The 18980-nt window shown below is 56.5% G+C and carries 17 protein-coding genes; 4 read left to right on the top strand and 13 right to left on the bottom strand.

All coding sequences use genetic code 11. The features are described from left to right. Window positions 1-30 precede the first annotated feature (30 nt). Both Q1K07_RS02640 and dcuS read right to left on the bottom strand, forming a co-directional pair. Window positions 31-753 carry a response regulator gene (locus Q1K07_RS02640; RefSeq protein WP_300307384.1) on the bottom strand — a complete coding sequence of 241 codons (723 nt, stop codon included), beginning with the start codon at window positions 751-753 and terminating at the stop codon, window positions 31-33. A 10-nt stretch (window positions 754-763) separates the two neighbouring features. Further along, window positions 764-2401: a DcuS/MalK family sensor histidine kinase gene (gene dcuS / locus Q1K07_RS02635; RefSeq protein ID WP_300307381.1), complete on the bottom strand. Its 1638-nt coding sequence runs from the start codon at window positions 2399-2401 to the stop codon at window positions 764-766. A 262-nt stretch (window positions 2402-2663) separates the two neighbouring features. Between dcuS and Q1K07_RS02630 the strand changes: the two genes are divergently transcribed. The 3 genes from Q1K07_RS02630 (at window position 2664) to Q1K07_RS02620 (ending at window position 5976) form a co-directional block, all read left to right on the top strand. Next, complete coding sequence (locus Q1K07_RS02630; protein WP_300307378.1) at window positions 2664-3980, top strand: 2-hydroxycarboxylate transporter family protein; 1317 nt, start codon at window positions 2664-2666, stop codon at window positions 3978-3980. A gap of 194 nt (window positions 3981-4174) precedes the next feature. Further along, a complete protein-coding gene (locus Q1K07_RS02625) occupies window positions 4175-5080 on the top strand; it encodes a cation transporter (protein ID WP_300307375.1) in 906 nt (301 codons plus the stop codon). A gap of 107 nt (window positions 5081-5187) precedes the next feature. Then, window positions 5188-5976, top strand: coding sequence for an META and DUF4377 domain-containing protein (locus Q1K07_RS02620; RefSeq protein ID WP_300307372.1), 789 nt, complete (start codon window positions 5188-5190; stop codon window positions 5974-5976). Between the two features lie 105 nt (window positions 5977-6081). On the opposite strand, the gene Q1K07_RS02615 is transcribed toward Q1K07_RS02620, so the two are convergent. The 3 genes from Q1K07_RS02615 to Q1K07_RS02605 form a co-directional block, all read right to left on the bottom strand. After that, the gene (locus tag Q1K07_RS02615) at window positions 6082-6993 is read right to left on the bottom strand and encodes an MBL fold metallo-hydrolase (protein WP_300307369.1); all 912 of its coding nucleotides are present in this window, start codon (window positions 6991-6993) and stop codon (window positions 6082-6084) included. A gap of 210 nt (window positions 6994-7203) precedes the next feature. After that, window positions 7204-8466 carry an FAD/NAD(P)-binding oxidoreductase gene (locus tag Q1K07_RS02610; RefSeq protein ID WP_300307366.1) on the bottom strand — a complete coding sequence of 421 codons (1263 nt, stop codon included), beginning with the start codon at window positions 8464-8466 and terminating at the stop codon, window positions 7204-7206. 56 nt (window positions 8467-8522) lie between these two features. Further along, entirely contained in the window at window positions 8523-9392 is an 870-nt protein-coding gene (locus Q1K07_RS02605; RefSeq protein ID WP_300307365.1) for an MBL fold metallo-hydrolase, read from the bottom strand. Between the two features lie 421 nt (window positions 9393-9813). On the opposite strand from Q1K07_RS02605, the gene Q1K07_RS02600 reads away from it, so the two are divergent. Further along, the gene (locus Q1K07_RS02600) at window positions 9814-10860 is read left to right on the top strand and encodes a PLP-dependent cysteine synthase family protein (RefSeq protein WP_300307362.1); all 1047 of its coding nucleotides are present in this window, start codon (window positions 9814-9816) and stop codon (window positions 10858-10860) included. A 24-nt stretch (window positions 10861-10884) separates the two neighbouring features. Here Q1K07_RS02600 and Q1K07_RS02595 read toward each other — a convergent pair whose 3' ends face one another. The 8 genes from Q1K07_RS02595 to Q1K07_RS02560 form a co-directional block, all read right to left on the bottom strand. After that, window positions 10885-11352, bottom strand: a complete 468-nt coding sequence (locus tag Q1K07_RS02595; protein WP_300307359.1) for an Lrp/AsnC family transcriptional regulator — start codon at window positions 11350-11352, stop codon at window positions 10885-10887. 243 nt (window positions 11353-11595) lie between these two features. Beyond that, on the bottom strand, window positions 11596-12297 hold the full coding sequence (locus Q1K07_RS02590; RefSeq protein ID WP_300307826.1) for an RNA polymerase sigma factor FliA: 702 nt from the start codon (window positions 12295-12297) through the stop codon (window positions 11596-11598). A gap of 30 nt (window positions 12298-12327) precedes the next feature. Then, a complete protein-coding gene (locus tag Q1K07_RS02585) occupies window positions 12328-12777 on the bottom strand; it encodes a flagellar protein FlhE (RefSeq protein ID WP_300307356.1) in 450 nt (149 codons plus the stop codon). Continuing rightward, entirely contained in the window at window positions 12777-14867 is a 2091-nt protein-coding gene (flhA, locus tag Q1K07_RS02580; RefSeq protein ID WP_300307353.1) for a flagellar biosynthesis protein FlhA, read from the bottom strand. Before flhA ends, Q1K07_RS02585 begins: the two co-directional genes overlap by 1 nt. Further along, window positions 14864-16024, bottom strand: coding sequence for a flagellar biosynthesis protein FlhB (gene flhB / locus Q1K07_RS02575; RefSeq protein WP_300307350.1), 1161 nt, complete (start codon window positions 16022-16024; stop codon window positions 14864-14866). Before flhB ends, flhA begins: the two co-directional genes overlap by 4 nt. Before the next feature lie 119 nt (window positions 16025-16143). Continuing rightward, window positions 16144-16827 carry a protein phosphatase CheZ gene (cheZ, locus tag Q1K07_RS02570; protein WP_300307347.1) on the bottom strand — a complete coding sequence of 228 codons (684 nt, stop codon included), beginning with the start codon at window positions 16825-16827 and terminating at the stop codon, window positions 16144-16146. A gap of 24 nt (window positions 16828-16851) precedes the next feature. Beyond that, window positions 16852-17241, bottom strand: coding sequence for a chemotaxis response regulator CheY (gene cheY, locus Q1K07_RS02565; RefSeq protein ID WP_149286908.1), 390 nt, complete (start codon window positions 17239-17241; stop codon window positions 16852-16854). 38 nt (window positions 17242-17279) lie between these two features. Beyond that, window positions 17280-18956 (bottom strand): methyl-accepting chemotaxis protein, encoded by a 1677-nt coding sequence (locus Q1K07_RS02560; RefSeq protein WP_300307342.1) that lies wholly within the window; start codon window positions 18954-18956, stop codon window positions 17280-17282. Window positions 18957-18980: the final 24 nt, after the last annotated feature.

Here is an 18980-nt window from a genome sequence, read left to right as displayed (position 1 = left end):
AGCGAATTGTCGCAGTGGCCGTTTTTCGTTTCAAACAAGCGCCGTGAGTTCGTCCTGGTCCAGGCAGCGGTAGGTGAAGGACGGCCGGCCAACCTGGCCATAATGGAAGGATTCGCCCAGTACCCCTCTTTCGGTCAGGTATTTCAAATATTTGCGAATCGAGACGCGTGACATGCCTGTTGCTGGTATCAGGCTTTCTGTGGTGAAGGTGTCTTCCTCCAGCGCCAGAATGGCGCGGGCGATCTGTGCCAGGGATGGGGCCGTGAGCCCCTTGGGCAGGCCATCGCTACCCACCGGCTTGTTGGCCTTGATGGGCTGGAAGAGGTGATCAAGGTCGCGTTGGGTGGCGTATTCGCTGACGTGCTTGAGGGTGTGGCGGGCCTGGCGACAGGCTTCTACGGCAATCTGGAAGCGCTCGAACTCGAAGGGCTTGACCAGGTAGTCCCGTACACCCAGGCGGCGGGCCGTGCGTACGGTATCCACTTCGTTGGCAGCCGTGATCAGGACCACATCCACATTGCGGCCGGTGCGTTGCAGGTGGCGCAGGATATCCAGGCCGCTGCGGCTACGCAGATAGACATCGAGGAGGACCACATCCACCTCTTCGTGCTCCAGTACATCCAGAGCGCTGGGGGCATCACTGCACTGGGCGACCAGGCTGATGTTGTCGAGCCGATTGAGGTATTCGACGTTGAGGCGCATGACCATGGGGTCATCCTCGACAATCAATACGCGCAATGGGGCATCAGCCATGGGGAACTCCTCAATCATCGGCGCCAGGATACGCCGCATACGGTAGAGTGACCTCTATCAGAGTACCGCGCTGTGGCTCTGAATAAAGGGCCAGGCTACCTTCATGCGCTTCGACCTGTTCGCGCACCATCGCAAGCCCCAAGCCCCGGTGTTGGCCTTTTGTCGACATGCCGTGCTGGAAAATACGCTGCTGAAGGGTATCGGAAATGCCGATTCCGGTGTCCTGAACATGCAGCGATAAAAGGGACTCGTCGTATCCCAGCGTCAGGGTGACATAGCGCTCATCCTGCTCGCTTACCGCATCGAAGGCATTTTCCAGCAGGTTGCCCAGGATGATGATCAGGGTATGGACCAGAGCGGGAGCCTCGGGAGCGGGAATCGGTTCTTCCACCTCAATGGAAAGGACGATATCACGCTCGCGCGCCTCGCTTTGCTTGCCTAGCAGAAACCCGGCCAATACGGGTTCTTCAATGTCCTTGACCAGTGCCGCTCCCGGGGCGATATGGTGATCTGCCAATTCGCGCAGGTAGCGGTGTAATGCCGGGTATTCCTGCATCTGCACCAGGCCCAGCATGGCATGCAGCTTGTTCTTGAACTCATGGGTGGCAGCACGCAGTGCTTCTGCATAGCGGCGGACGCCGGTCAGCTCCTCGGCCAGCATGTGCACTTCGCTGGTATCACGCAAGGTGGCGACAGCGCCGATGATATGGCCTTGATGTTGAATCGGCATGCGATTGGTGAGCAGCGACAGGCCATTGATGAACATTTCCTTATCCAGTGATGCTTGACCACTTTGCAGCACTTCCATCAGGCCGCTCTGGGGCAGGTAGGTGTCAATCGAAGTGCCGTAGGCCGGTATCTCCAGCCCCGCACGTTGCAGCAAACGGTGAGCCGCCGTATTGACCAAGGAGATGTGGCCTTGGCTATCGATCGCCAGAATACCTTCATGTACGGAGCTGAGAATGGCATGGCGTTCTTCTACCAGGCGTGCAATCTGGTGTGGCTCCAGTCCCATCAGGACACGCTTGAGATAGCGTGCCAGCCAGCTGGCGCCCAATGCGCCGAACAGCATGAGCAGTACGACACCAAACAGCACGATCTGGCGGTTCTCAGCCAACCTGTCGCCCAGGGTGCCCAGTGTCACGCCGACCGCTACAGCGCCGAGCACCTGTCCTTCATTATCCACAACCGGGGAGAAACCACGGATGCTGGTGCCCAAGGTGCCTTCAGCACGCGAGGCGTACGTTTCGCCCTGCAGAGAAGGCCCTTCATCGCCGCCACGAAAGCGATGGCCTACCTGGTTGGGGTCGGGGTGCGTCAGGCGCAGGGAACGCAGGTTGAAGATGGAAATGAAATCGATGTCCAGGCGTTGGCGCAGCTGGTTGATATCGTGTTCCAGCGTGCTGTCTGGAGAGAGAATGGCATCGGGCTGATTTGCGCTCTGCAATGCAAGTACGACGTCACGTTGTGCCGCCACTGTCTGGGCAATATTGATCACACGTGCAGATTGCGCCTCTTCCTGAGCGTTGCGCAGTGTGGCATCGAACAACCACAGGGCAATGGCCAGGGTCACGGTAATGCTGCTGGCGACCAGCAATGAGATCAGCACATTCAGGCGTGGGGAAGGGAGTCTTCGCAATAGTGGCACCTTGGTGTTGTTGCCGCCCGCGTATGGTACAGCCCTGGCGCAATGATACCGCTCTGGAAAGCCAGCGCGTTGTGCAGAATTCTACCTTCGTGCAATACCCAATACAGCACCGCTGTGCCGATTCATGGTGTCTCGTTTTCATTAATTACAAAACGATTTAGAAACTTGGCAAAGCTTGGTCATTGCGGTGTGGGCCTTATCCTCGGCAGCGTCCACTCTTTCCGCCTCGTCGTGCGGGTCCATAGCATAGGGGAACACGCCAATGAACGGTGCCTCGACACAAACACTGCAAGACACGCAGTGCGTTTCAGAGACCGCAAGCTCGCTGCGCATCTTCGGCTTGCCGTTGCCTCTTTTCTTCATTGCTTTTGCCGTCATGGCTGTTGCCATTGTGACGGATACCCTGCCGACAGGCATGATCGGCGCGTTACTGGTAATGGTCATATTGGGTGAGTTACTCGGCTTCATCGGTGATCGCCTGCCCCTGGTCAAGACCTATCTGGGGGGAGGAGCCATCGTGGCCATTTTCGGTGCGGCTGCGCTGGTGTATCTCAACTGGCTTCCGGCAGGCGTTACCAATAATGTCACGACCTTCATGCAAGATGGGGGCTTCCTCAACTTTTACATCGCGGCACTGATCACCGGCAGCATTCTGGGCATGGATTCCAAGGTCCTGGTCAAGGTGGGATCCCGCTATGCACTGCCGTTGCTGTGCTCTGTGGCTTTTGCGGGACTGTTCGCGATGGCCGTGGGTGCCTTGCTCGGCTTTTCTCCGCAGGATGCCCTGGTCGTCATTACCTTGCCCATCATGGGCGGTGGCATGGGTGCGGGTGCGGTACCGATGAGCCAGATTTATGAGCAGTTGCTGGGGCAACCGGCCAGTTACTACATTTCGATTCTGGTGCCGGCACTGGCGTTGGGTAATGTCTTTGCCATCATCATTGCCGGTATGCTCAATGGGCTGGCTAAACGCTTTCCCAGCTGGACCGGAAATGGGCAGATGATGCCTGGGGTGGAGATCGAGGAGCGTGAAAGTGTTTTCGATCTTTCCAAGCTGGGCATTGGTCTGGTCGCTGCACTGACGTTCTTCGCCGGAGGGGAGATTCTGGGTGATGTGGTTCCCCTGCATCCCTACGCTCTGATGATCATCCTGGTCGCGCTGCTGAAGATAACCAACGTTGTACCAGAGAGTGTCAACGAAGCGGCATCCCAATGGTTCCAGTTTGTGGCCAAGAACTGGACCTTTGCCTTGCTGTTCGGCATCGGCATCGCCTACACCGATCTGGGACAGGTCATTGATGCCATCTCTCTTACTTATGTGCTTATCGTCTTCGCTGTCGTGGCTGGCGCGGCTTTTGGTGCAGGTATTGTCGGCAAGCTGGTGGGCTTCTATCCCATCGAGTCTGCGATTACGGCTGGGCTGTGCATGGCGAACATGGGGGGAACGGGTGATGTTGCGGTTCTCTCGGCAGCACGCCGCATGCAGTTGATGCCGTTTGCACAGATTTCATCACGTCTTGGTGGCGCACTGATTCTGTTGATTTCAAGCATCATCGTGCCGATGTTCTTCGCAGGATAGAGTGATCATTGTTATTGCCGAAATGCTCGATGAAAAAGCGCCCTGAAGGGCGCTTTTTCATGTTTTTTTTAATTTATTCCATGTTCAAGCTTGTCTGGGAAATCACTGGAAAAGAATAAGAGGTCATGCCAATGTATGTTTGGCTGTCTGCAAGTATTGCGGATCAGGTCAATCATTGTTCATGGGAAGGCATCATGTCAGCCAGACTGGAGCAACGTACACTTAAACTATCCATCGCGACAACTTTGACTGTTGCCTCTCTCGGGATTATGTTTGGCTTGGTTTCGGGAGCGCAGTCGATCATTTTTGATGGTGTCTTTTCGGCGATTGATTCGGCCATATCGGCCTTGTCGCTATTCGTGGCGAGACTGCTTGTGCGTGAGACAAGTCAGCGCTTCCAGCATGGCTACTGGCATCTGGAACCTTTGGTAGCGGCGCTGAATGGCACGATTCTTCTTGTTCTATGCTTTTACGCACTCATTAATGCCGTGCGTGGATTGATCGGGGGTGGTCATGAGCTGGATTTTGGCCCTGCGACAGTCTATGCCGTGATTGTGGCGACGATATGCTTTGGCATGTACGGATACGAAAGGCGTATCAACAAGCGTGTGGACTCTGAATTCCTGCGCATTGATACCCAAAGCTGGCTGATGGCCGGGCTGATCACGTCGGCACTGCTAGGGGCTTTTGTCCTGGCCTGGATACTGGAATCTACTTCCTATGCATACCTGACGCGCTATGCAGACTCTTTTCTATTGACCATATTGACGCTTTGCTTCATTCCCGTGCCCATGGCAACCATTCGACGGGCATTCAAGGAGATTTTTCTCATGGCGCCGAGCTTTCTGGATCAGGAGGTACATGACGCCATGGAGCCGGTCATGAAACGTGAAGGATTATTGGAATATTATAGCCATGTCGCTAAGAGTGGCAGAAACCATGTCATTGAAATCCATGTTCTTACGACACCAGAGTTCGCAATGTATCAAGGTGTGGCAGTCATGGATGAGATACGAGAACAGATTAGTTCAAGTATCAATATTCCTCCTGAGCGGCGTTGGTTCACGGTCGCTTTCACTGCCGATAAGCGTTGGCTTTAATCCATATAACGGAAGATAAGGAAAAAATCGTCATATACAGAGGTGTATAAAGATTCTTTTCTTTTGCGTGATATATTGCGCGCTGGCTTATCTGTTAAGGCGTTAAAATGAAAAAGGTTTATGCCACTGCCGTCTGTGCCTTGCTGCTCCAGGCCTGTGCATCCTCTTCTGCCACGCAAATGTCCCAGCATCCTGACCAGGCAACATTGGAAGGTTATGACTGGAATCTGATCTCTGCGGTGAATTCTGCTGGCCAGCCTGTCTCAGCTATCCAGTTGGGAGCGGAGACTCCGCTGGCGCTGTCCTTCTCGGATGAAGCACTGAGTATCCGGGGCGGATGCAACCATCAGTCGGGAGCCTATCAGTACGATCAGGGCAGCCTGAGTGTCAGCCCGTTGCGCGCCACATTGATGGCCTGCTCCGCTGAGCTGATGAAGCGCGATGCAGAAGTGGCCAAGCGCATGGAAGATCCTTTGCAGGCATCGATAGTGGAAGATAGCGACCAGCCCGTGCTGACACTGACGACAGCCAGTGGTGATGAGCTGACCTTCTCCGGAGAGCCGACTCCTGAAACGCTCTACGGCAGTGAAGGCAAGACGGTCTTCCTGGAAGTGGCGGCCGAAACTGTACCGTGCAGCCATCCGGGGATTCCTGATTATCAATGCCTCAAGGTGCGCGAGCGTCAGTATGATGACTCCGGCATCAAGATGCCGACCGAAGGTGACTGGCAGTTGCTGTATCAGCCCATTCAGGGTTACGAACATCAGGATGGTCAGAGCACGGTACTGAGAACGAAACAGTACGAGTGGAAGAACCCTCCCCAGGATGTTTCTTCCACCGTATATGTGCTCGACATGGTGGTTGAACAGCAGGTGGGCAGCGCTGAAGTGGACTAGCCAGGCACTTTTTGAGAGCCGGGCAGGTGGCATAACGCGTCAGGCCAGGAGATGGTTGCCCCATCTCCTGGCCTGTCATCATTGCAGAGCGAGTATCCCGATCTGTCAGTAGACATCCAGATCATTGGCGAGCACGACATCGCCGTCATAGTGTGCTTTCACCTCGTCGACGACGCCCTCTATCGGGGCTGCGTAATGCAGCACATGGTAGAGCACCAGACGCTTGGGCTGGGCCTGCTGGGCCAATTCTGCCAGTTCCGTGGTCAGGGTGTGAGCATACTGATGGTAGGCCTGCCAGTCTTCGGAAAGTTCCTGCCAGCCTTCATGACTGATGACCTCATGGAACAGGAGGTCGGCACCTTCCGCCTGCCGCGCGACTTCTTCATCAGAGGATGTATCTCCCGAAACGACAATGGTCTTGTCGGGAGTGGTGATCTTGTATCCATAGGCCTGATCCCAGTCGCCGTGTGACACCGGGAAAGCCTCGATCCTGATACCGCCCTCTGCGAGTACGACGCCAGGGGCGTCAATTTCGGTGACATTGGCCCGGTAGGCTTCCCGGTTGGTGATCGGGCTTTTATCTTTCAGGCGAGTTTGGGTGTCTTCCGCGAGCATGGCATTGGCACCCTCGCTCATCGCTTGAGTCCCGGCTGGCCCAAATACCTGTATTTGCTGTTCGCGACGCCACCAGTAGGTACCAATCAGCTCGGGGTAGTCGAGAATATGGTCGCTGTGCAGGTGCGTCAGGAAGAGATGATTGATCCTAGTGGGATACAGCGCGTCAATATCATACTTTTCGTAAGCCTGGATCGCGCGCTGTACCACTCCTGCCCCCATATCGAATACATAGGCCTCATCGTTATAGATGACGGCAATGCTGGAACCGGCACGCTCGCCATTGGGTACTGGCGTACCGGTGCCCAGCACCACAACGTGCGTTTCGGCATTGGCACATATGGATACGGCAATACCCAGTGAAGCGAAAGAGGCGGCCAGGAGGACCTTGAATCTGGACATGCTGTGATGACACTCCTTGTTCGTTATGCGGACATTTTTGTGGCATGCGTACAAAAGAGCGTAGGGATATCTGAATCGAGTGGGAATGGCACTTAAGTCGAGGGAGCTGGTGGGAAGGTATCGAGAGTGTTGTTTCGAGCCACCTGCAGAGCAGTGTTGTCACTGTCGTTCCACAGGTGGCGCGATGAGGGTGTCGATCAGTGCAGATTGTCAGGCATCGCGTCGGGCCGGTTTTACCAGCCACTCGTGGCCCTTGAGCATGGCATTCCAGTACAGCCACGGCAGCTGGCGAGCCTTGATCCACCAGGCAAGCCGGGTCGCTTGTGTCGCTTCATTCACCCAGCGAGGGAAGGTCGGCTGCAGTTGGCCGTTATAGCCGAACTCCGCCAGCACGACGCGCCCTCGCTCCACGGTCAGCGGGCAGGCGCCATAACCAAGATAGGCTGCGGTCAGCGGCTGGTCGTCGAGGGAGGCCAGCAGGTTTTCCGCTACGACGGGTGCCTGCTTGCGTACGGCGGCGGCGGTCTTTGCGTTGCTGGTCCCACTGATATCCCCCAGGCCGAAGATGTCAGGGTGATGGACGTGTTGCAGTGTCTCCGGATTCAGTTCGAGCCAGCCTGCGGCGTCGGCAAGGCCAGATGTGGCAATGAATGCGGGAGCCCGCTGAGGCGGCACGACGTGAAGCAGATCGAAGGAGCGTTCCTGCTGGTGTTCCCCATCTTCTCCCGTGACAGCAAAGCAGGCGGTTTTCGACGGACCGTCCACGGCGATCAGGCGATGCTGGTAGTTCACGCCGATGTCATAACGAGAGATGTAGCGCTCGAGAGCCGGGACAAAGGCCGGTACCCCGAACAGTACCGGCGCGGCATTGCAGAAACTCACATCGATATCGGCCAAGTGCCCCTGACGGCGCCAGTGATCACAGGACAGGTACATGGCCTTTTGTGGAGCACCGGCACACTTTATCGGCATGGGAGGCTGGGTGAACAGTGCGCGCCCTTTCTTCAATGCCTGCACCTGCTCCCAGGTGTAGGGCGCCAGGTCATAGCGATAGTTGGATGTCACGCCATGCTGGCCGAGCGTTGCTTCGAGCCCTTCTATCGCCCCCCAGTCGAGCACAAGCCCGGGGGCGACCACCAGGCGGGTGTAGCCCAGGCGATGACCGTCAGCGAGCGTGACCTCATGGGCATGTGGATCGATTCGCTCAGCATGAGTGGTATAGCGGGTTGCTTGAGAAGGAATGATGGCAGCCATGTCGCGCCGGGTATCCGCGGCGGAAAACACGCCATTGCCTACCAGTGTCCAGCCAGGCTGATAGTAATGCGATGTGGCAGGCTCGATGATGGCGATGTCCAGATCGCCACGCCGTTTGAGCAGGCTTGCGCTGACAGCAATGCCCGCTGCACCGCCTCCGATGATCACGACATCATGGTGGCTCGGGGACGTGTGGGGTGTGGCTGTCGTATGGCTCATGAAAGACTCCATTGGGGTAGAGATACGTCCGTTATGCAGGATTCGCCGAGAAGAGGTCAGAAACGGTTGATAGATACCTTGAGATAGACATTGCCATCATCTTCTGCTGGCGGAAGGTGGCCTGCTCGCATGTTGACCTGCACCGATGGCAACAACAGGCGTGGCATACCCAGGGAGGCATCGCGTTCGGTGCGTAGCCTGACAAAGGCCTCTTCGCTCACGCCATTGCCGATATGGATGTTATGGCGGCGCTGTTCGGCCACGCTGGTCTGATACTGGTAGGTATCGCGTCCGGGAGCCTTGTAATCGTGACACAGAAAGAGACGTGTCTCGTCGGGCAATGCCAGCACTTTTTGAATCGAGTGGTAGAGCATGCGCGCGTCTCCGCCAGGAAAATCACAACGTGCTGTGCCGTAATCAGGCATGAACAGGGTGTCACCGACAAAGGCGGCATCGCCGATCACATAGGTCAGGCACGCAGGGGTATGGCCGGGGGTGTGGAGTACGTACCCCTCAAGGTGGCCAATATGAAAGCGGTCCCCGTCAGTGAAGAGACGGTGGAACTGGCTGCCGTCACGGGCAAATTCACTGCCCGCGTTGAACACCTTGCCAAAGGTTTCCTGAACGGTGGTGATGTGGGCACCAATAGCGGTCTTGCCTCCCAGTTTTTCATGCAGGTAGGGGGCTGCCGAGAGGTGGTCTGCATGCACATGGGTTTCGAGAACCCACTCGACTTCAAGGCCTTCATGCTTGATGAAGTCGATGATGTCGGCAGCAGAGTCCATATCGATGCGCCCAGCGGCATAGTCGAAGTCCAGTACTGAGTCGAGAATGGCACAGGCGGTCGAATCGGGGTCGCGCACCACATAGCTGAACGTGTTGGTGGGCTCGTTGAAGAAAGCCCTGACGATGGGCTGTCCGGACATCTGAGTTGCCTCCGATGGTGACAAACGAGTGGGGTACCGGGAGCGCCGAGGTCGCTCCGGCGACGTCGCAGATCCTCATCATAGACCTCTGTATTTATATAAACATATACTTATTTTGAATAAGATGTTTGCCCGGCCTCGTCTCTCCGACCCCGGCAGGGAGGACGGAGGCATCAAATCAAGCAATATCAACAGGTAGGGCATGGCTTTCTGATGGAATAATATTCTCCTCAATAAGCCTTATGGTGGGAAAATATTCTTGTATTGGCGTCAGTGGGTGATGATTATGAAATCTTGTTTCCCCCCTCTACGCTTAATATGTTCCATGCCGCCACCCTATGTCATGGGGCTATCCGGTATGCGCTCGATGTATGAATTTCTCCGTATGAATTTCCCTGTATGAAAGCCAGGTGCGAATGCCATGTGTGAATGGGTACGTAATGCCATGCGGCTGCTGGACAGCGATCAGCGCCGGTCCGCTGATACACACTTGTATCGACTGGATATCCCCGGGCTCGAGGCGGCAGGTATCGATATCTATCTGAAGGATGAAAGCACGCATCCCAGCGGCAGTCTCAAGCATCGCCTGGCCAGGTCGTTGTTCCTGCATGCCATCTGCAGCGGCAAGGTCCAGGAAGGCACGCCCGTCATCGAAGCCTCTTCGGGCAGCACAGCGGTTTCCGAAGCCTATTTTGCCAGGTTGCTGGGATTACCATTCACGGCTGTCATGCCGGCCAGTACCGCAGGCAGCAAGATTGCACAGATCGAAAGACTTGGCGGCACCTGCCATTTCGTCAAGCGCTCTTCTCAGGTCTATATGGCGGCCCGGCAGCTGGCCGAGGAGCGGGAAGGGCACTACATGGACCAGTTCACCTATGCCGAGAGTGCGACAGATTGGCGAGGCAACAACAACATCGCTGAAAGCATCTTTCGTCAGATGGAAAAGGAACGTCATGCCACGCCATATGCCGTAGTGATGAGTGCTGGCACTGGAGGTACGTCTGCGACCATCGGGCGCTATATCCGCTATTGTGGCCATGCGACCCGGCTGGTGGTGGTCGACCCGGAAAACTCGGTATTTCATGACAGTTACCAGCAGCGGGATCCGAGCCTGACGATCGAAGCCAGCAGCCGGATCGAGGGAATTGGCCGACCCCGTGTGGAGCCTTCCTTTCTGCCCGAGGTCATCGACGAGATGTTGCAGGTTGCGGATGCCTCCTCCATTGCGGCTATTCATTGGCTGGAACAACGCCTGGGCCGTAAGGCGGGCGGTTCTACGGGTACCAACCTGTGGGGAGCTCTGACAATTGCGGAACGCATGCGCCATGACGGCCACCAGGGTTCCATCGTGACCTTGATGTGCGATGGTGGTGAGCGTTATCTGGATACCTACTATGATGTCGACTGGATCAAGCGGCAGTTTGGCTCCCTGGAACAACCGACGACATGGTTGAACAGCTTCCTCTAGCTCATTCGCTCTAAGCCTCGCGCATCATGCTATCGGGAATGCAGTGGTGTACTTGATCTGCTCCATGGCGAAGTTTGAACTGACGTTGGTCAGGCCCTCGGTGCTGTTGATCAGTTTCTTGTAGAAGGCGTCATAGGCGCTAATGTCGCGTACAACGACGCGTAGCATGTAGTCCCATTCACCTGACATGCGGTAGAACTCCACCACTTCTTCGAAGCTCATCACCGTCTTGGCGAATGTTTCCAGCCAGCCCTTGTCATGACGCTGTGTCTTGATCTGCACGAAGACCGAGAGACCAAGGCCCAGCTTTTCCGGGTTAAGCAGCGCAACCCGGCTTCGGATATAGCCGCTTTCCGCCAGACGCTTGACGCGTTTCCAGCATGGCGTGGTTGAAAGATTTACCGCTTCCGCGAGCTCCTTGATGGAAAGAGAGGCATCGCGCTGCAGGAGAAAGAGAATATGACGATCAAAGCCATCCAGGCCGGAAGGCATAACCCTCCTCCTACATATCGGAAGCGAGAATGATAATTTTACTTCTATAAATATATATTTCTAATGCCTATTCTGTGTTCATAATCACATCAAGTTCAAGAGATGTTGTGTAAAATTGCATTTAAATCAGTAATATGTGGTAGTAAATAAGCAGGATTGCAAGTTCATTCTAAATACTGATTCATAACAGCATGCGGAATGCATGCGAGAAATTGGCCTCCAGGGAACATGCCTGTGCAGGATCTAGTACTCACACAACTGGCTGCGCAGACGCCGTATGGCCTGGCTGTGAAGCTGGCATACGCGTGATTCACTGACGCCCAATACGGCACCGATTTCCTTGAGGTTCAACTCCTCCTGATAATACAGACCCATCAGCAGCTTTTCTCTTTCCGGCAGTTCCGTGATAGCGTCAATCAAGGCTTGGCGTTGGTCGCCTTCGATCAGCTCACTCAGTAGACAGGAGCTTTGTTGGTCACAAAAACTCTGTTCTCCCTTTTCTTCCAGAATGTCTTCGAATGGCAATAACAACCCATTGTTGATGTCGCCGAGCAGCTGTCGGTAGCTGACCAGATCCATGTCCATGGTGGCCGCTATTTCACGTTCTTCGGGAACTCGTCCCAGTTTCTGTTGCAACTCGCGGATAGTGGTTTCCAGGGCTCGGGCCTGGCGTCGTACCCTGCGAGGCAACCAGTCACGACTGCGAAGCTCGTCCAGCATGGCCCCGTGTACGCGCTGGCTGGCATAGGTTGACAATTGGGCTCCCTGGCTGGGGTCATAGCGCCCCAAAGCCTCGATCAGTCCGAGCATGCCGGCTTGAATGAGATCATCGAGATCGACTCCGGCGGGCAGGCGTACCTGCAGTGCCAGTGCTTGGCGGCGGACCATGGGGAGATAGGCTTCCAACTGGGCTTGTGGATCTATCTTGCCTTGGGCTGTGTACATGGCGGTTCCCTGTGACATGGAGGATATGCCTCAGCGGTGGTTGACGAGCACGCCCAGTGCTTCGATCGTCACGGGGCGTTGGCCCGGGTGAAGACGAAAGCGGAACTGTAGTGGGGCGGAGGCAGGCAGGCCGTGGAAGGCATTGCTGGCCCCACCTTCTGCGGCTAGGTACTGGCAGTGCTGGTTTGCACAGAGGTAAGCGGACAGTCGGCTGCCGGGAGGCGCGCGGTAATGCCAGGACACCCGAGTGATCGTGCCCTTGATGGGAGCAGAAGACGGTCGGAGAAGAGCAGAGCGTCGTGGTATCTCGCTGGAGGCGACATTCAGGCGTGGAGCCGTTGCGCTCCAGGCCCCAGGCGTGGCCGTGGCTGAACTGGCGAAGACAATGAGACAGGCGTTCAGCAGAACCACCTGAGCGATCTTGGTGGACTGAAGGCGCCGAATTCTGCATGAGACCATGCTTGTCTGGACGTTGGCCATCAGAGAGCTCCCCCGACCTCGGTAGTGACGCGCAGAATACGGTCGTCGGGGATTTCGGCCTGGGACATTACGACCAGGTGGTGCAAACGTTGGCGCAGAAAGCGAGCCAGCAGGGGGCGCAGGGAATGCTGGACTACCATGACAGGCGGCTCCCCGCTGGCATCATGCTGCCGCAGGGCGCTTTCGGTTTGCGTCAGCAATGTTTCAGCGAGGCCAGGCTCCAGCGCTCCATTACCGCTCATAGCCTGGGTCAGCACGTTTTCGAGCGAGGGCGCCAGGCCGATGACATGGAGTGTCTCCTGGCCAGCAAACCATTGCTCAGTGATGGCCCGGCCGAGTGCTACACGCACCATGGCAACCAATTCCATAGGGTCCTGCTGGTGAGGAGCATATTCAGCCAGAGTGTCGAGTAGCGTTCGCAGGTCGCGGATCGACACGTCTTCATCCAGCAGTTGCTGAAGAATACGCGTGAAGGCCACCAGAGACAGTGTTTTGGGTACCACATCTTCGATCAGTGACTTGTCATCACTGTCTTTGGCCAGTTTGTCGAGCAGTCTCTTCACCTCATGTCGACCCAGCATCTCTGCGGCGTGGCGGTGCAGCAGCTGGTTGAGGTGCGTGGCGATCACCGTGCTGGCATCGACCACGGTGTAGCCATACACCTGTGCCTGTTCACGTTGTTCGGCATCGATCCATAAAGCTGGTAAGCCAAAAGCAGGGTCCTGGGTTGGGCTGCCGTCGAGTTGGCCGGATACCTGTCCGGGATCGATGGCCAGCCAACGTCCGGGCCAGGCTTCTGCGCGTCCTACCTCAGCCCCCTTGAGCGTGACTCGGTAGCTGTTGGCGCCGAGTTCCAGGTTGTCGCGAATGTGTACGACAGGAGGTAGAAAGCCGACATCCTGGGCGAACTTCTTGCGCACATTCTTGATTCTTCCCAACAGCTCGCCTTTCTGGCGTGAGTCGACGAGAGGAATCAAGCGATGACCGACCTCAAGACCGAGAGTATCGACCAGGCTGACATCGTCCCAACTGGCCTCTGGCGCTTCTGGTTCGGCGGGGGCTGCCTGCTGCTCCTGGGTTTCCACCAGGCGCTGCTCGGATGTTCGCGTTAGCCACCAGGCCAGGCCGCCCAACAGGATGGTAAACATCAGGAACACCAGATTGGGCATGCCAGGTACCAGGCCAAGTAATCCCAGGACTCCGGCAGCCAACCACAGGACCTTGGGATTGACGAACAGCTGGCTGATCATCTGTTCGCCGACATCCTGTTCAGTGTTCACCCGAGAGACGGTGACACCAGCGGCAGTGGAGATCACCAGGGCCGGTATCTGTGCCACCAGGCCATCACCGATGGCGAGCAGTACATAGGTGCGGGCCGCATCGGCAAAGGCCATGTGATACTGGAGCAGTCCAATCATCAGGCCGCCGAGTATATTGACCGCCATGATCACCAGGCCCGCCATGGCATCGCCGCGGACGAATTTGCTGGCACCATCCATGGAGCCGTAGAAGTCTGATTCTTGGGAAACCTCTGCACGCCGGCGTTTGGCGTCATCTTCTCCGATCAGGCCTGCATTGAGATCGGCATCGATGGCCATCTGCTTGCCCGGCATGGAGTCGAGCATGAAGCGGGCACCCACCTCAGCAATACGACCAGCGCCCTTGGTGATGACCATGAAATTGATGATCACCAGGATCAGGAAGACCACCAGCCCGACTGCGAAATTGCCGCCGACCAGAAACTGACCGAACGCCTCGATGACCTTGCCAGCGGCGTCTCCCCCTTCGTGGCCATGCATCAGCACGACCCGGGTCGATGCCACGTTGAGCGATAGCCGCAACAGGGTGGTGAACAGCAGTACCGCAGGAAAGGCAGCGAAATCCAGAGGCCTTTCGGAGAACATGCTGACCAGCAGTACCATGACAGACAAGGCAATGTTGAATGTGAACAGCACATCCAGAATGAAAGGTGGCAACGGCAGGATCATCATCGACATGATCATGATGATCAGCAGCGGACCAGCGAGAACCTTCATCGGTAGCTGCTTGAGCACGCCGAACAGGCCGCCTTGATTCAGAAGGGCTTTCATGACCGGTGTTCCTGGGATGGGGAGGCTGGGATGGCCAGGTGTTCTGGCACATCAATGGAGGCTGGATCGGGAGGTGGCTCTGCGCCTTCATGGATGGCGCGTTTAAGTCCAAAGGCCCAGGCCAGAACCTCGGCGACTGCGTTGTACAACTCGACTGGGATTTCTCGATCCAGGTCAACGTGGTGGTAGAGCGTTCGGGCCAGGGGAGGCGCGGATAACAGAGGAATGCCAGCCTCGCAGGCAAGCTCTCGAATTCTTGCCGCCACGTGGTCCATACCCTTGGCCACGACTTTCGGAGCTCCCATGCTGTCCTCGCGGTAACTCAGTGCCACCGCGTAGTGAGAGGGATTGGTAATGATCACGTCGGCATGGGGGACCTGACTCATCATCCGGCTACGGGCCATGGCCTGTTGCTGTTGACGGATGCGGCCCTTGATGTGGGGGTCTCCTTCGGATTCCTTGTGCTCCTGGCGAATGTCTTCCTTACTCATGCGCAGCTTCTTGTTGTGGCTCCATAGCTGATAGGGGACATCGATCAGGACCACCACGACCAAGGTCATCACCATCAACCCACAAGCCTTGGAGATCAGCCGTACAGCCTCAGACAAAGCGGCGGTCAGTGGCAGACTCATCAGGTCCATGGTCTGGCCACGATGATGGAAAAGGAGGACTGACCCGAGACCACCCACCAGCGCTGCCTTGGCAATCGCCTTGCCCAGTTCGGCCAGGGCATGTGTGGAGAACATGCGTGATAATCCCTTGACGGGGTTGAGCTTTGACAGTTGAGGCTTGAGGGACTTGGCCGATAGCAGCCAGCCGCCAAGCAGTGCTGGCGCTGCCAACGCGACCACGCTGAGCAACATAAAAAGAGGTATCAGATTGAACAGGCTGCGCTGACCGAGTGACAGGGCCTGGTCAAGCATCGGCATGGTTTCCATCGCCTCTCTGCGTTCGAACAGAAAGGCTTGTTCCATGACGGAACTCAGCAGGTCATACAGCTGGCTCCCCAAGGACCATAGGCCAATGACACCAGCCAGAAGCAATAGAAAGGTGGCAAGCTCTCTGGAGCGCGCTACCTGGCCTTCCTCCCGAGCTTTTTCCTTGCGTCGAGGGGTGGCATCTTCGGTTTTTTCCTGATCGCTGCTGTGGTCGGCCATGACGGTTTTCGGGCGAGATTTTCATTGCCCATTGTGCGTCGAGCCATGCTGGTCAAAGGCCGGAAAAAGACAGTAAAGGTCTGTCTTCTCCGGCCTTCAGGATCGGTAAGGTGAAGGCGTCAGAAGCCCAGCTCATCAAGCAGGTCGTCGACCTGGTCCTGATTGGCCATGACATCGGCGTGGCTGGTATCGATCTGTGGCCCGTTGAGCAGGCCTTGATCGCGTTCCTGGGCCTTCTGTCGTCGGTTTTCCCGGGCTTCGCCTGCAGGTACGTTATCGAGCAGGACCTGGACCAATTGCTGCTCGATTTCCCGGATGACATCCATCATGCGTTTAATGACCTGCCCCGTCAGGTCCTGGAAATCCTGCGCCATCAGGATCTCCAGCAGTTCCTGGCGGGTGGCTTGCGTATGTTCCGGTACTTCGGCGAGATAGGTCTGGGTATCGTGAATCAGCCTGGCGACTTCCGTGCTCCCTTGTACCAACGGAAGGGTCTCCTGACAGGTTGTCCAGCGTTGCTGAAGCGCATTGGCTCTCTCGCTCATCAGGTCCTGCAGGGGCTGGGCGCGGTCGATGGCATTGAGAGAACGCTCTGCAGCCTGCTCGGTCATGGTAGCGATGTAACTCAACCTGTCTCGTGCATCGGGTATCGCCTCGGCGGCACGTTCGACTTCCTTGTCCAGGCCCAGTTCACGCATGCTGTCGCGCAACATGCGCGCCAACTGGCCGATGCGCTGCACCATGTCATCGTTGGATGCAGTGGACACATGGCCGGGATCGATCGTCCGTGGTTCGCTCATCATTGTCTCCTGGTGGTGTCCTGGATCTCATATGCCAAGCTTCTCGAATATCTTGTTCAGCTTTTCCTCAAGTGTGGCGGCAGTGAAAGGTTTGACCACATAACCATTGGCACCTGCCTGGGCGGCAGCGATGATGTTTTCCTTCTTGGCCTCGGCGGTGACCATCAATACCGGCAAGGACTTCAGGCCATCATCAGCGCGAATGCGCTTGAGCATTTCCAGGCCATCAAGGTTGGGCATGTTCCAGTCGGATACCACGAAATCGAAAGCTTCGGCACGTAAGCGGGCCAGACCTTCTTCGCCATCTTCGGCTTCCTCGACATTGGTGTAGCCCAGTTCTTTGAGCAGGCTGCGCACGATACGACGCATGGTAGGAAAGTCATCCACCACCAGAATGCGCATGTTCTTGTCGGCCATTGGGTGTCCTCTATTGATCCGGATTGATGTGTCTAGTGTTAAAACGTTTCCCAGTTATCGGTGTCTTCCGAGGAAGGTGTCTTGCTGGGGTTCAGGGATTGCCCTGATGAATCGTCAGTCTTGGCATGTGGCAGGAGCGCGGTCGTGTGATTGGCCAGAGGACCTGCCCCAGGGGAAGATTGTGATAGGCGGAAGACGGCCATGGCGCCTTCCAGAGAGTTGGCTTGTCGTGACAGGCTTTCGGCCTCTCGGGAGACCTTCTGGACCAGAGAGGCATTGAGCTGTGTCGCTTGATCCATCTGCATCACGGCCTGACCGATCTGAATGATGCCATCGCTCTGCTCGCGTGAAGCCACGGCAATTTCGTCGACGATATCGCTGACTCGACGCACTGAAGCCACGACGTCTCGCATGGTGTCGCCCGCCTGGCGGGCCAGGGAGGCGCCATCTTCCACTTGGCTGGCGGATGTCTCGATCAATGCCTTGATTTGACGTGCGGCTTCCGCAGAGCGACTGGCCAGGCTACGAACTTCTCCCGCCACCACAGCAAAGCCACGGCCCTGCTCGCCGGCGCGAGCGGCTTCGACCGAGGCATTCAAGGCCAGGATGTTGGTCTGGAAAGCAATCGAGTCGATCATGCCGGTAATTTCGGCAATTTCCCGGGAGCTCGAACTGATGCGCCCCATGGTGTCGACGACCTGGCTGACCACTTCTCCACCTTTCTCTGCCGTGTGAGACGCCTCCATTGCCAGGTGCCGGGCCTGACCGGCATTGTCAGCGTTCTGTGCGACCGTGGTAGTGATCTCTTCCATGCTGGAGGCAGTCTCTTCCAGAGAGGCAGCCTGTTGTTCGGTGCGTGACGCCAGGTCAGTATTGCCGGTGGCGATTTCTTGACTGACGCTGACGAGCTGAACACTGCTCTGACGCACACCACTGACGGTGTTGGTCAGGCTGCTCTGCATGTCGCGCATGGCGTTGAACAGACGGCTGAGTTCGTTACGGCCTTCCACCTTGATGTCTGAACTCAGGTCGCATCGCGCGATGTTTTCCAGGGTGAGTACAGACTGTTTCAGTGGCACCACGATCAGACGCCGTATGCACAGATAGACGATGCCATAACCCAGTATGATGGTGGCCAGGGCGATGTATCTCAGCATGGAGAAGTCGGCACTGACGTTCTCGAATGACGTCATGAGCGCATCGCTGCGACGATCACCATACTCCGCGAAATGTCGCACTGTATGGTTGAGCTCGAGGATATCCGGGGCCAGAGCATCGCGCAGTTTGTCGTAGTCCTCGACATCGCCCTTCTTCAATGCTTCCACCAGCAGTGGTGTCGATTGGGCGACAGCATGATAAGCCTCGGTAAAGGCATCCCCGAGTGCGATGCCGTCTCCTAGCCGCTTGGAGGCGGCGAAGATCTGAAAATGCTGGTCGGACTGTTCGATGCGTAATGCTGCCTTGTCCAGGAACTTGGGTTCGCCGGTATCACGATAGACTTCCATGTCGAACAACGCGCTCGAGAATGCGGCACTGGCCCGATTGAGCTGATTGAGTTGCTGTATATTGACGGCGTCGATAGAAGCCATGGTCTGCTTGGCTTCGCTGTTGGTCTTGGTGCCGATGGCCACGATCGTGCCGGTAAGAAGTATCAGGAACAGCAGCAGCACGACGATCAGTGCATGAACACTTACATTACGAAGTTGCTTGAACATTTGAGCGATCCTTGTCAGTCACAC

The organism is Halomonas sp. (assembly GCF_029263665.1).
Classification (GTDB): Bacteria; Pseudomonadota; Gammaproteobacteria; order Pseudomonadales; family Halomonadaceae; genus Halomonas.
The sequence above is the reverse complement of the archived record's forward strand: the minus strand, read 5'-3'. Positions and strand labels throughout refer to the sequence as shown.